The 14,009-nt window shown below is 57.8% G+C and carries 11 protein-coding genes; 9 read left to right on the top strand and 2 right to left on the bottom strand.

Annotated features, from left to right (window positions below; all coding sequences use genetic code 11):
* Positions 1-137 precede the first annotated feature (137 nt).
* Positions 138-2,774, bottom strand: coding sequence for a bifunctional uridylyltransferase/uridylyl-removing protein GlnD (gene glnD / locus G5137_RS14770; protein WP_421255608.1), 2,637 nt, complete (start codon positions 2,772-2,774; stop codon positions 138-140).
* An 86-nt stretch (positions 2,775-2,860) separates the two neighbouring features.
* Positions 2,861-3,649, bottom strand: a complete 789-nt coding sequence (map, locus tag G5137_RS14765) for a type I methionyl aminopeptidase (protein ID WP_216951883.1) — start codon at positions 3,647-3,649, stop codon at positions 2,861-2,863.
* 371 nt (positions 3,650-4,020) lie between these two features.
* On the opposite strand from map, the gene rpsB reads away from it, so the two are divergent.
* From rpsB to bamA, 9 genes are all read left to right on the top strand, one after another.
* Positions 4,021-4,749 carry a 30S ribosomal protein S2 gene (gene rpsB, locus G5137_RS14760; protein ID WP_204385178.1) on the top strand — a complete coding sequence of 243 codons (729 nt, stop codon included), beginning with the start codon at positions 4,021-4,023 and terminating at the stop codon, positions 4,747-4,749.
* A gap of 104 nt (positions 4,750-4,853) precedes the next feature.
* Positions 4,854-5,735 (top strand): translation elongation factor Ts, encoded by an 882-nt coding sequence (gene tsf, locus G5137_RS14755; protein ID WP_005343781.1) that lies wholly within the window; start codon positions 4,854-4,856, stop codon positions 5,733-5,735.
* Between the two features lie 71 nt (positions 5,736-5,806).
* Entirely contained in the window at positions 5,807-6,541 is a 735-nt protein-coding gene (pyrH, locus tag G5137_RS14750) for a UMP kinase (RefSeq protein WP_005343782.1), read from the top strand.
* 48 nt (positions 6,542-6,589) lie between these two features.
* Positions 6,590-7,147, top strand: a complete 558-nt coding sequence (gene frr, locus G5137_RS14745; protein WP_216951882.1) for a ribosome recycling factor — start codon at positions 6,590-6,592, stop codon at positions 7,145-7,147.
* Positions 7,148-7,219: 72 nt separating this feature from the next.
* Complete coding sequence (uppS, locus tag G5137_RS14740; protein WP_421255607.1) at positions 7,220-7,996, top strand: polyprenyl diphosphate synthase; 777 nt, start codon at positions 7,220-7,222, stop codon at positions 7,994-7,996.
* 27 nt (positions 7,997-8,023) lie between these two features.
* Positions 8,024-8,881, top strand: coding sequence for a phosphatidate cytidylyltransferase (locus tag G5137_RS14735; RefSeq protein ID WP_421255606.1), 858 nt, complete (start codon positions 8,024-8,026; stop codon positions 8,879-8,881).
* Entirely contained in the window at positions 8,881-10,077 is a 1,197-nt protein-coding gene (gene ispC / locus G5137_RS14730; protein ID WP_005338569.1) for a 1-deoxy-D-xylulose-5-phosphate reductoisomerase, read from the top strand. Before G5137_RS14735 ends, ispC begins: the two co-directional genes overlap by 1 nt.
* Positions 10,077-11,429 carry a sigma E protease regulator RseP gene (gene rseP, locus G5137_RS14725; RefSeq protein WP_266134120.1) on the top strand — a complete coding sequence of 451 codons (1,353 nt, stop codon included), beginning with the start codon at positions 10,077-10,079 and terminating at the stop codon, positions 11,427-11,429. The genes ispC and rseP overlap by 1 nt, the downstream gene beginning before the upstream one ends.
* A gap of 34 nt (positions 11,430-11,463) precedes the next feature.
* Positions 11,464-13,995: an outer membrane protein assembly factor BamA gene (bamA, locus tag G5137_RS14720; protein WP_204385182.1), complete on the top strand. Its 2,532-nt coding sequence runs from the start codon at positions 11,464-11,466 to the stop codon at positions 13,993-13,995.
* The last annotated feature ends 14 nt before the right edge of the window (positions 13,996-14,009 follow it).

Here is a 14,009-nt window from a genome sequence, read left to right as displayed (position 1 = left end):
CACTTTTCCGACTGTTTTTAAGGGGTTGACCGGAATTCTTCCAGCCAGCGGCCATTTCTTCATCCGGTGTGCGCCAACCAGTTGTTTGGTATGGCAAAAAACGCCCGACAACCAGTCTCTTTCGAATCACTCTTCGCTTAATCCAGTACCGACTGCTGGGGATTGAGCTGGTGTACCAGTCGCTCTTCCAGCTGTTTTTGCTGCTCGGCGGTCAATGGCTCGCCATCGAGGCTGGTCAGGCTGAAAAAGTCTTCGACCCGCTCGCCAAAGGTGGCGATCTTGGCGGCATGCAGCGACAGACCACACTGCTGGAACACGGCGCCGATCCGCGCCAGCAGGCCGGGAGTGTCGAGGGCGGTCAGCTCCATCAGAGTGTGGCGGCTTTCCCCTTTATGGGGTAGGAAGACCACCCGTGTTGGTACGCTGAACTGGCGGTGGCGGCGCGACAACGGCTTGCTGCGCAGTACCAGCTTGCCCGGCTCCTGCAGCGCTTTCTCCAGCGCCTTCTTGATGGTGGCTGTGCGGTTGGGGCTGATGGGTTCGCCGTTCGGTTCCAGCACCACAAAGGTATCGAGCACATAGTTGCTGCGCGAGTTCATGATCTGGGCGTCGTGGATGTTGAGGTTCTTCTGATCCAGCGCCGAGGCCACGGTGGCAAACAGGTTCGGCGTGTCGCGACAGTAGATGAACACCTCGCTGCCGCCGCGGGTCGGGTGTTTGCCGATGATCACCAGCGGAGCCGGATTGTCGCCATGCTCGATGATGTGGCGGCAGTGCCAGGCGATCTGCTCCGGGCTGTGGCGCAGGAAGTAGTCGGCCTTGAAATCGGCCCAGAGCTGGTTGATCGCCTCTTCCGATACATCCCGTTGCGCCAGCAGTTGCTTGGCCTGACGCTGGTTTTCTCGAATGCGCAGCCGCATGTCGGGCGGATTCTCCAGCCCCTGGCGCAGCGCCTTCTGGGTCGCGAAGTAGAGCTCCCGCAGCAGGGTGCCCTTCCAGTCGTTCCACAGGGTATCGTTGGTGGCGCAGATATCGGCCACGGTGAGGCAGTAGAGCAGGTCGAGATGCTGCTCGTCGCGCACCTTCTGGGCAAAGTCGGTGACCACGTCGGGATCGTAGATATCGCGGCGCTGGGCGGTAACCGACATCAGCAGATGGTGGCGCACCAGCCAGGCGACCAGTCGGCTCTCGTAGCGATCCAGACCGTGCAGCTGGCAGAACTCCAGCGCATCGACGGCGCCCAGTTCCGAGTGATCGCCACGCCGTCCCTTGGCTATATCGTGGAACAGGGCGGCGATGCTGAGCAGCTCCGGTTTGCGCAGCCGGGTGAAGACCTCGTGGCAGAGCGGGTGGCTCTGGCGACTGGCCGGATTGGGGAACTGGTGGATGTTCTTGAGCAGCCGGTGGGTGTGCTCATCCACCGTGTAGGCGTGGAACATGTCGAACTGCATCTGGCCGACGATGAGGTTCCATTGCGGCAGATAGGCGGCGAGGATGCCGTATTTGTGCATCAGGGTGAGCGGCAGGCCGATGCCGTTGGGGTGGCGCAGCAGCGCCATAAAGAGGCGACGGCAGTCGGGCAAGTCCTGCAACCAGCAGTTGAGTTTGCGGCGTGCCTCGCGCAGCTGGCGCAGGGTGGCCGAGTGGATGCCCGCAATCTCGGGATGCTGGGCCATCTGATAGAAGAGGCGCAGGATAGCGACCGGTTCACGGCTAAACAGCTCCGCATCCACCGCATCGATGAGGCGGCCACGGAGCTGGAACTCGTCGGAGAGGCGGCGCACATCCATGGCGGTGTTGCCGAGGATCGCCTCGTCAAACAGCTGCAGCAGCATCTCGTTGAGCTCGGAGACCCGCCGCACCGTCTGGTAGAAGCGCTTCATCATCTGCTCGACCGGGGTGTTGCCTTCCCCTTCGAACCCCAGCATCTGGGCCACGGTGCGCTGGCGATCGAACAGCAGGCGGTTATCTCCCTTGTTGATGGCCATGTGCAGGGCAAAGCGCACCTTCCAGAGAAAATTCTGGCAGTCGAGCAGCTCGCGATACTCGGCGCGATTGAGAAAGCCGTGGCTGGTCATCTCGAACAAGGTGGTGGCGCCGAAGTGGCGGCGGGCGACCCAGGCGAGGGTCTGAATGTCGCGCAGGCCGCCCGGATTGCTCTTGAGATCCGGCTCCAGCTTGTAGGCGGTGCCGAGAAACTGCTGGTGCCGCTCCGCCTGCTCTTGGCGCTTGGCACGAAAGAAGGCTTCACTTGGCCAGAAGTGCTGGGGGCCGGTGGCCTCTTTCAGTTGCCGAAAGCCCTCCTGGCGACCTGTGATGTAGCGGGCCTCGATGAGGTTGGTGGCGACCGTAATATCGGCGCGCCCCTGCTCGAGACACTCCGCCACGTTGCGCACCGCCTGACCCACCTCCAGCTTGAGATCCCACAACAGGGTGATGAACTCGCCAATGCGTAGTCCCAACACTTCGTCCAGTTCGTCGCCGTCATAGAGGATCAGCAGGTCGATATCGGAGTGGGGGTGCAGCTCGCCGCGGCCATAGCCCCCCACCGCGATCAGGGTCAGGTCGCTCTTGTCGAAGCCAAACTTCTGCCACAGGCGGCAGAGCAACTGATCCATGTATTCGGAGCGGGTGGCAACCAGCTCGATAATGTTGTCGCCGGCATCAAAACGGGCGTGCAGCCAGCCGAGAAAGCGGCTCAGGTACTCTTTGCAGTTGTCGCGGGTGAGCTGATCATCGGGTAACAAATGGGGGGAAAGCAGGCTGGCGTCCATGGCATCTCACACGCAAGTGGCAGGCAAACGGCTGAAACAGAAGTAAAAACCCCGGCGCTTTGGAAGTTCAGGGCCGGGGTTCGATGTTAGCTGTGTTTGATGAAGCGGTCGATAGTGTCATCGGGGCGCAGGGTGAGCACCTCGCAGCCATCCTCGGTCACCAGCAGGGTGTGCTCCCACTGGGCGGAGTCGCCGCCATCCTTGGTGGTCACGGTCCAGCCATCCTTCGGATTGACCTTGCAGTGATACTTCTTGCTGTTGACCATCGGCTCGATGGTGAAGCACATGCCTGCTTTCAGCTCCAGCTTGCCACTGTTGCGGTAGTGCAGGATCTGCGGCTCTTCGTGGAACTCGGCACCGATGCCGTGGCCGCAGTAGTCACGCACCACGGAGAAGCCGGCCTTCTCGACGATGGGCTGGATCACGGCGCCAATTTCGGTGATGCAGGCACCCGGACGCACCTTCTTGATGGCAGCGTAGAGGCTCTCTTGCGCAACCTTGCAGAGCTGGCGGCGCAGCGGGGTGGTTTCCCCCACGATGAACATAGCCGAGGTATCGCCGTGGTAGCCATCCTTGATAACGGTGATATCCAGGTTGATGATGTCGCCATCACGCAGCTTCTTGTGGTTCGGGATGCCGTGGCAGATCACATCGTTCACCGAGGTACAGATGGATTTCGGGAAACCGTGATAGTTGAGCGGGGCCGGGATGGCCTGCTGCACGTCGACAATATAGTTGTGGCAGAGGGTGTTCAGTTCGTCAGTGGTGACGCCAGCTTTGACATGGGGCGCAATCATGACCAGCACATCGGCGGCCAATTGGCCGGCAACGCGCATCTTTTCAATCTCTTCCGGTGTCTTGATTTTAATGGACATGGGATCTCTCTTGGGACCTGATCGCGCATCTATCGATGTCCGGCAATCAGGTAATGAAAAATAGATGCGTTTGCAATCAGGCCAAAATTTTATCCGCAACCCCCGCGTACTTCCAGTGTGATTGTCATCACAGCGTCAAATGGCAGTCGCAACCTCCTCTGGCGGGATCCAGATTTACACCTGTTTAGAGTGTCGGCCGGTGGTGTCCTGAACAAAGTTATGGTATAAAGCGCGCCGGAATGGGGAACTTGCGTCCCGATTTCATCACCCTTACTTAAACAACACACACACATCGACACATATGCCGGGGTGCCTTAACGGGTCGGTTATATGGGATGTGTGGAGGCCTAACCCCAATATAGAGGTATAAAATGGCTAAAGTTTCTATGCGCGACATGCTGCAAGCCGGCGTTCACTTCGGTCACCAGACTCGTTACTGGAACCCGAAAATGAAATCCTACATCTTCGGTGCCCGCAGCAAAGTTCACATCATCAACCTGGAAAAAACCGTTCCGATGTTTGACGATGCCATGAACTTCATCAGCTCCGTAGCTGCCAAGAAAGGCAAGGTACTGTTCGTAGGTACCAAGCGTGCCGCGTCTGAAGCCGTAAAAGAAGCCGCTGAGCGTTGCGACCAGTTCTATGTTAACCACCGCTGGCTGGGCGGCATGCTGACCAACTGGAAAACCGTTCGTCAGTCCATCAAGCGCCTGAAAGATCTGGAAACCCAGAGCCAGGACGGTACCTTCGAGAAGCTGACCAAGAAAGAGGCGCTGATGCGTACTCGCGAAATGGAAAAGCTGGAGAAGAGCCTGGGTGGTATCAAGAACATGGGCGGCCTGCCTGACGTTCTGTTCGTTGTCGATGCCGACCACGAGCACATCGCTATCAAAGAAGCCAACAACCTGGGTATCCCGGTAGTTTCCATCGTTGATACCAACTCCAACCCGGACGGCGTTGATTACGTCATCCCGGGTAACGACGACGCTATCCGTGCCGTACAGCTGTACCTGAATGCTGCTGCTGACACCGTACTGGAAGCTCGCGAGCAGGACATCGTTGTTCAAGCCGAACAAGATGGCTTCGTTGAAGCTGAGTAATTGATAAGGTCTGCAAAGCCCTTATTAACCAAGCTGATGTAATTGGTTAGCAGGGGCCCTTGTGGCCCCTGTTTCTTGTCAATTCAAGACCGAGGATACTGGACATGGCAAACATTTCTGCCGCCCTGGTAAAAGAACTGCGCGAGCGCACCGCCGCTGGCATGATGGATTGCAAAAAAGCACTGGAAGAGGCCAACGGCGATATCGAGCTGGCCATCGAGAACATGCGTAAATCCGGTCAGGCCAAAGCCGCCAAGAAAGCTGGCCGTATCGCCGCTGAAGGTGTGATTTTCGCCCGTACCGAAGGCAACGTTGCCGTCATGATCGAGCTGAACTGCGAGACTGACTTCGTTTCCAAGGATGCCGGTTTCCTGGCCATGGGTCAGAAGATCGTCGAGATCGCAGCTACCCAGAAGATCGCAGACGTTGATGCGCTGAAAGCCGCTGATTTTGGCAACGGCGAATCCGTAGAGCTGACCATCACCAACCTGATCGCCAAGATCGGTGAGAACATGAACCTGCGTCGCGTGATGCTGGTTGAAGGTGACAACCTGGGCACCTACGTTCACGGTTCCCGCATCGGTGTTATCACCAAGCTGACCGGTGGTTCCGACGAACTGGCCAAAGATCTGGCCATGCACGTTGCAGCCAACAGCCCGCAATTCGTCAAGCCTGAAGATGTATCTGCTGAAGTCGTTGCCAAAGAGCGCGAAATCCAGATCGACATCGCCATCAACTCCGGCAAGCCGAAAGAGATCGCCGAGAAGATGGTTGAAGGTCGCATGAAGAAGTTCACCGGTGAGGTTTCCCTGACTGGTCAGCCGTTCGTGAAAGATCCTTCCATGACTGTTGCCGAGCTGCTGAAGAAAGAAGGCGCTGACGTTGTCTCCTTCACCCGTTTCGAAGTGGGCGAAGGCATCGAGAAGCAAGAGACCGATTTCGCTGCTGAAGTTGCAGCCCAAATCGCGGCCGCTCAAAAGGCCTAATCGAACCGGTTTTTCCGTTTCCCCAGACCGCGACTTATGTCGCGGTCTTTATATGACCAGGAATCAGTGACATGAGTACCAATCCCAAACCTGCATACAGACGTGTTCTTCTGAAGTTGAGTGGTGAAGCCCTGCAAGGATCCGAGGGTTTCGGCATTGATCCGGCAGTGCTGGAGCGGATGGCCCAAGAGATCAAAGAGCTGGTTGAGCTGGGTGTTCAGGTCGGTCTGGTCATCGGTGGCGGCAACCTGTTCCGTGGTGCCGGTCTTGCCAAGGCGGGCATGAACCGCGTGGTGGGCGACCACATGGGTATGCTGGCAACCGTGATGAACGGTCTGGCCATGCGTGATGCTCTGCATCGTGCTTATGTGAATGCCCGTCTGATGTCTGCCATTTCCCTGCAAGGGGTTTGTGATTCCTACAGCTGGGCCGAGGCAATCAGCCAGCTGCGTGCAGGCAAAGTGGTGATCTTCTCTGCCGGTACTGGCAACCCCTTCTTCACTACCGATTCTGCGGCTTGCCTGCGCGGGATCGAGATCGAAGCCGATGTAGTGCTCAAGGCCACCAAGGTTGATGGTGTATACAACGAAGATCCAGTCAAGAATCCGGATGCCGTGCTGTACCATGAATTGAGTTATGATGAAGTTCTTGAAAAAGAGCTCAAGGTGATGGATCTTGCTGCTTTTACTCTGGCACGTGACCATGATCTGCCGATCCGGGTGTTCAACATGAACAAGCCGGGCGCTTTGCGCCGGGTTATCATGGGTGAGCCGGAAGGTACCCTGATCCATTACGTCAGCAAATAATATAGATGCGAGCCGCATGGCGGCTCGTTCGCCAAAAGGAAAACCGCTGTGATCAACGAGATTAAAAACGACGCCAAGGAGCGTATGGGCAAGAGTGTCGAATCACTCAAGACCCAGATGTCCAAGATCCGTACTGGCCGTGCTCACCCGAGCCTGCTCGACGGCATCCAGGTTGAGTATTACGGTGCTGCCACTCCGCTGAAACAGTTGGCCAACGTCGTGGCAGAAGATGCTCGCACCCTCTCCATCTCCATTTTTGACCGCTCCATGATCCAGGCGGTAGAGAAGGCGATCCTGACCTCCGATCTGGGCCTGAACCCCTCCAGCAATGGCCAGACCCTGCGCGTGCCGCTGCCGCCGCTGACCGAAGAGCGCCGTCGCGACCTGACCAAGATCGTCCGTGCCGAAGCGGAAAACGCCCGTGTTGCCGTGCGCAACATTCGCCGCGATGCCAACGCCGACCTGAAAGCGCTGCTGAAGGACAAAGAGATCTCCGAAGACGACGACCGTCGCGCCCAGGAAGAGATCCAGAAACTGACTGACTCCTACATCAAGCTGGTCGATGAGGCTCTTGCTGCAAAGGAGAAGGAGCTAATGGAAATCTAAGCGCCTGAAAGGTATATTACGAGCGCCGTGTAGTGCCCCTGCACGGCGCTTTTGTCTTTGTGGGAGAAAACCATGTCGCTTTTGGCTGCGTTGGGTGATTGTGCCAACTCGTCTTTACCCCGTCACGTCGCCATCATCATGGATGGTAACGGTCGCTGGGCCCAGAACCGAGGCAAGATGCGGGTTTATGGCCACAAGGCGGGCGTCAAGTCAGTGCGCGAGGCCGTTACCTTTGCTGCGCGAGCCAAGATCGAGGCATTGACCCTGTTTGCATTCTCCAGCGAAAACTGGCGTCGTCCGGAAGGGGAAGTCAGCGCCTTGATGGAGCTGTTCATTACCGTGCTGGGCCGCGAGGTGAACAAACTTCACAGTCACGGGATCCGGCTCAGGGTGATTGGCGATACCGCTCGCTTCAGTGATCGGTTGCAGGCCAAAATCGCCAAGGCGGAAGCCTTGACCGCCAATAACAAGGGATTGACCCTGAATATTGCGGCCAACTATGGCGGCCAGTGGGATATCGCTCAGGCGGCTCGCAAGCTGGCCCGCGCGGTTGTTGCCGGTGAACTGGCCGCCGATGACATCGATGAATCCATGTTTGGTCGCGAAGTGTGTATGGCCGACCTGCCGCCGGTGGATCTCCTGATCCGTACCGGTGGCGATCATCGCATCAGCAACTTTGTGTTATGGCAGCTCGCCTATGCAGAGCTCTATTTTACCCCGGTATTGTGGCCCGATTTCAACGAGGCCGAGTTCAGTGAGGCGGTTGCCTCTTTCGTTGCCCGCGAGCGTCGCTTCGGTTGCACGGGTGAACAGATACGGGAATTGATCGCCGAGCAGCAGACCGGCTAAACCCCGCTCCCAAGAGAGAGGTTTCTTTTGCTAAAACAACGAATTATTACTGCTTTGATGTTGATCCCCCTGGTGTTGGGGGCGCTCTTCTTTCTGCCATTGAAATTTTTTGCCCTGTTGGCAGCGCTGGTGTTTTTGTTGGCCAGCCGTGAATGGAGCGGCTTTGTCTCTGCTGCTCCGCAGCAATGGTTACCCATCGTATTTTGTCTGTTGCTCGGTGCCAGCCTCTTTTGGCTGCCGGTGGAGCAACTCTGGACGCCTCACCTGCACCCCCTCGTGATGGGCGTGCTCTGGACCGCGGTAAGCTGGTGGTTGCTGGGTCTGCTGCTGGTGCTGCGTTATCCCCAAAGCGCCAAGCTGTGGAAAGAGTCTCTCTGGCTCAAGTCCCTGTTTGGTCTGGTGACCCTGGTTCCCTTCTTCTGGTCGCTGGTCGCCATCCGTGGTTACAACTTTTACCATGACCCCATGATGGGCGCCTGGATCCTGTTGTTCGTGATGGGACTGGTCTGGGCGGCAGATTCTGGCGCGTATTTTTTCGGCAAGGCGTTCGGTAAGCACAAGCTGGCACCGGCTGTGAGTCCGGGCAAAACCATCGAAGGGATGTGCGGCGGCCTCTTTACCGCCAGCCTGCTGGCCATCGGTGTCACCTGGTCGATGGGATTTGTTCCTGCCAAGATGATCACCGTGCTGTTTTGCTCTCTGCTGGCGGTGCTAGCCTCCGTACTCGGCGATCTGACCGAAAGCATGTTCAAGCGCGAGGCGGGCATCAAGGACTCCGGCACCCTGTTGCCGGGTCATGGCGGCATTCTCGACCGGATCGACAGCCTGACCGCCGCCCTGCCGGTGTTTCTGCTCAGTTATCTGCTACTCAGTCAGGAGCTTTGATGCACAAGTCACTGGTTATTCTGGGGGCCTCTGGCTCCATTGGTCAGAGTACCTTGAAAGTGCTGCGCCATAACCCGGGCAGTTGGCAAGTATTGGCGTTGACCGCCGCCCGCAACGTGGATGCCATGTTGCGGGACTGCCTCGAATTCTCCCCCCGTTTTGCCGTGATGGTCGATGAGGATGCCGCCCGTGAACTGGCTGCCCGTCTGAAAGCGCACGGCAGTGCGACCCGGGTCATGTCTGGTGCAGCAGCCCTCTGCGAGGTTGCCGCTCACCCCGACGCCCATAGCGTGATGGCCGCCATCGTCGGTGCGGCCGGACTGGCCCCGACCATGGCCGCGGTACGTGCCGGCAAGCGTATTTTGCTGGCCAACAAGGAGGCGCTGGTGATGTCCGGTGCTTTCTTCATGGAGGCCGTTCGCGAGCATGGTGCCGAGCTGCTGCCCATCGACAGCGAACACAATGCCATCTTCCAGTGTCTGCCGACTGCCGTGCAGCGCCAGCCCGGTTTTTGTGATCTGGCGGCGGCGGGGATCAGCAAGATTTTGCTGACCGGTTCTGGCGGCCCGTTCCGTTACACCGAGATCAGCGAGCTGGCCAAGGTGACGCCGGCGCAGGCTATCGCTCATCCCAACTGGTCGATGGGGGCCAAGATTTCGGTCGACTCCGCCACCATGATCAACAAAGGGCTGGAGTACATCGAGGCGCGCTGGTTGTTCAATGCGGCGCCCGAGCAGATCCAGGTGGTGATCCACCCGCAGTCGGTGATCCACTCCATGGTGCAGTACAAGGATGGCTCCGTGCTGGCTCAGCTTGGCAATCCGGATATGTGTACCCCCATTGCCCATGCGCTGGCTTATCCCAATCGCATCCCCTCCAGTGTGGAACCTTTGGATTTCTTCAGTGTCGGAGAGTTCAGCTTTATCCGGCCTGATTATGATCGCTACCCCTGTCTGGCGCTGGCCATCAATGCCTGCCAGAAGGGACAAGCGGCGACTACTGCGCTCAATGCGGCCAACGAGGAGGCGGTTGCCGCCTTCCTGGCCGGGCGCATCGGTTTTATGGATATTGCCCGGATCAACGAGGCAGTGATGCTGGCGCTGGAGAGCAGCGCCGTCGGCTCGCTCGATGATCTGTTTGCCCTGGACGGTGCGGCAAGAGCCCGTGCTCACACTTTGATTGAGGAGCTTGGCTGATGGGCGGTGTGTTGTGGAATATCGGTGCTTTTGTTGTTGCGCTGGGCCTGCTGGTCGCGGTGCACGAGTTTGGTCACTTCTGGGTGGCCCGTCGTTGTGGCGTCAAGGTTGAGCGCTTCTCTATCGGTTTTGGCAAGGCGATCTGGCGCCGGATGGGTAAAGATGGCACCGAATATGTGCTGGCGCTGATCCCGCTCGGTGGTTACGTCAAGATGCTCGATGGCCGGGTCGATGAACTCAAGCCCGGTGACGAGCAGTATGCCTTCAACCACAAGAGTGTCTGGGCGCGGATGGCGATTGTCGCCGCAGGTCCCATGGCCAACTTCGTGTTTGCCCTGTTTGCCCTCTGGCTGATGTTTATCATCGGGGTGCCGAGCGTCAAGCCGGTGATCGGTGAAGTGCGTCCGGCATCCATCGTGGCCGAGGCGGGTGTGCTGCCCGGGATGGAGATTGTCGGGGTCGGCGATGAGCTGACCGGTGACTGGGAGAGCGTCACCTACGCTCTTATAAGTCATCTGGGTGATGATGCAGTGACTCTCAAGGTGCAGGCACCCAATACCAGCTATGCCACCGATAAAACCTTGTCGCTGACCGGCTGGACCTTCGATCCGGATAAAGAGTCGCCTATCGGCAGCTTGGGGATCGTCCCCCTGAGTGGCAAAGTGCTGCCAGTCGTGGCTGCAGTGGTGGCCAAGAGTGCCAGTGAAAAGGCGGGGCTGCAGGTCGGTGACCGTATCAAACAGGTCGGCGATCAGCCTATTACCGCATGGGCCCAGTTTGTCGAACTGGTGCAGCAGGCACCGGGCGAACCCCTTCAAGTGGTGGTTGAGCGCAACAACAGTGATCTCAACGTGACCCTGACCCCGGATAGCCGCAAGGTGCAGGGCAAGCTGGTGGGATTCGTCGGTCTCTCACCGCAACTGGTTCCATTACCGGATGAATATCGAATTCTGTTACAGTATGGGCCTTTGCAGGCGCTGTGGCATGGCGCGGACAAGACCTGGAGCCTGATCACGCTCACCTTTGACATGATTGGCAAGTTGATCGGTGGCATCGTGTCGCTGGACAACCTGAGCGGCCCCATCTCCATTGCCAAGGGCGCCGGCAGCAGTGCCGACTATGGTCTGGTCTATTTCTTGAGTTTTCTGGCGCTGATCAGCGTCAACCTGGGGATTATCAATCTATTCCCCCTGCCGGTGCTCGATGGTGGCCATCTGGTCTATTTCCTTATCGAAGCGGTCACCGGCAAGCCGGTATCAGAGAAAATACAGGAAGTGGGTTTCAGGATCGGCGCCGCCATTCTGATGTTATTGATGGGCATTGCGCTGTTTAACGATTTCGCTCGCCTCTGAGGCCAGAGCATCAACAAGGACACATAAGAACAAAATGGCTGTTAAAAAAGCATTGGTGTTGAGTTGCCTGCTGGGTGCCAGTTTCCTGGCCCAGGCGGCCCCTGCCTCTTTTGTGGTGCAAGATATCCAGGTCGAAGGTCTGCAACGGGTGACCCTGGGTGCCGCACTGTTGAACCTGCCGATCCGGGTCGGTGATACCGTCGACTCCGTGGCTCTGGCCAGCGCCATCAAAAAGCTCTATGCCTCGGGTAACTTCGAGGATGTGAAGGTTTACCGTGACGGCCAGGTGCTGCAGGTGATGGTCAAGGAGCGTCCGACCATCTCCAGCATCGAGTTTGCTGGCAACAAGGATATCAAAGAGGAGCAACTGACCCAGAGTCTGGAGTCCTCCGGTATCCGTGTGGGCGATCCGCTGGATCGCACCGTGCTCACTTCCCTCGAGAAGGGACTGGAAGATTTCTACTATGGCGTGGGTAAATACTCCGCCAAGGTCAAGGCGATCGTCACCCCGTTGCCGCGCAACCGGGTCGACCTCAAGTTCACCTTCGTGGAAGGTGAAGCGGCCAAGATCCAGCAGATCAACATCGTCGGCAACAGCGTCTTCCCTGAAGAGAAGCTGATTGCCCAACTCTCCCTGCGCGACGAAGTGCCCTGGTGGAACTTTACCGCCGACCAGCGCTATCAGAAGCAAAAACTGGCCGGTGATATCGAGACCCTACGCTCCTACTACATGGATCGCGGCTATATCCGCTTCCAGCAGGAGTCTACCCAGGTCTCCATGACCCCCGACAAGAAGGGCGTCTATGTCACCCTCAACATCAAGGAAGGGGATCAGTACAAGGTCTCCGGTGTCCAGCTCAAGGGTGACCTGATCGATCGCGGTGGCGAGATGAAGGGATTGATCCCGATTGCTGCCGGCAGCACCTACTCTGCCAGTCAGGTGACTCATACCGAAGAGGTGCTCTCCAAGTTCCTCGGCCGTTACGGCTACGCCTATCCGAAAGTGGTCACCTTCCCGCAGATCAATGACAAAACCAAGGAAGTGGAGCTGATCGTCAACGTTGAGCCGGGCCCCCGTGTCTATGTGCGCAATATCAACTTCAGCGGTAACGCCACCACCGAAGATCAGGTGCTGCGTCGCGAGATGCGCCAAATGGAGGGCACCTGGCTCTCCTCCGACAACATCGAGCAGTCCAAGAGCCGTCTCAACCGTCTCGGTTATTTCGAGAGTGTAGAAGTGGACACCAAGCGGGTGCCGGGCAATGATGACCTGGTTGACCTCGACTTCAAGGTCAAGGAGCAGCCAGCAGGCTCCATCAACGCCGGTATCGGTTACGGCACCGAATCGGGTCTGAGCCTGCAGGCGGGGATCTCCCAGGACAACTTTATGGGTACCGGTAAAAAGGTCTCCATCAACGCCAGCACCAACGACTACTCCAAGAACGTCGATCTGAGCTACAACGACCCCTACTTTACCGTGGATGGTGTCAGCCTGGGTGGTCGGGTCTACTACAACCAGTTCCGCGCCGATGATGCCGATATCGTTGATTACGAGAATGAAACCATCGGTTTCCGTCTCTCCAGCGGCTTCCCGGTCAATGAGTTCAACCGTCTCGACTTCAGTACCGGTATCGAGAGCACCAAGCTGAGCCGTCCGTCATTCAATGCCCAGAACTATCAGGAGTGTCTGAAGGACAATCCGGATACTGATGGCAATACCTACTGCTGGGATCAGTGGAATGATAACCGCCAGTCGGTACAGATGGATCAGTTCTGGAATGCTTACTCACAGGATGGTTCCAACCTCGATTTCGTGACCGTTGATGTCACCGCTGGCTGGACCCGCTCTACCCTGAACAAGGGGATGTTCCCGACTTCTGGCGATCGTCAGCGTATCAACGCCAAGGTGACCGTACCGGGCATGGAGCTGCAGTACTACAAGCTCTCAGCCGAGGATGCCCACTACTTCCCGCTCGATGCGGATCACAGCTGGGTAATGATCGGCAAGGGTCGTGTCTCCTACGGTAACGGCTATGGCGATGACTCCATGCTGCCGTTCTTCGAGAACTACTATGCGGGTGGTTTCGATACGGTGCGTGGCTTCAAGAGCAACACCATTGGTCCCAAGGCGATCTACAAGACCTACAACAAGCCGGGTGCTGGCAGTTGCACGGGTTCTCAGCCGTGTGAAACTGGTTACTACGAAGGTTCCGACACCTCGGTGGGGGGCAACGCTCTGGCCGTCGCTTCACTGGAGCTGGTCTTCCCGACCCCGTTCGTCTCCGAGACCTATCGTCCGCAGATCCGTTCCACCGTCTTTATGGACGCAGGTACCGTCTGGAGCACCGATTTTGCCAACGGAGCATATCCTTGCGCCGCCGGTTCTGATTGCAACTATCTGAGCCAGGACTACTCCAACCCGGGCAATATCCGGGTCTCTGCCGGTGTCTCCCTGCAGTGGCTCTCGCCGATGGGGCCGCTGGTGTTCGCCTTGGCCAAGCCGATCAAGAAATATGAAGGGGATCGCACCGAGTTCTTCTCCTTCAACATCGGTCGTACTTTCTAAGCAGAGTTTCGCCC

Source organism: Aeromonas sp. 600282, from assembly GCF_049175755.1.
GTDB classification, from domain to species: domain Bacteria; phylum Pseudomonadota; class Gammaproteobacteria; order Enterobacterales; family Aeromonadaceae; genus Aeromonas; species Aeromonas veronii_A.
This window is presented reverse-complemented; position numbering and strand designations above follow the sequence as displayed.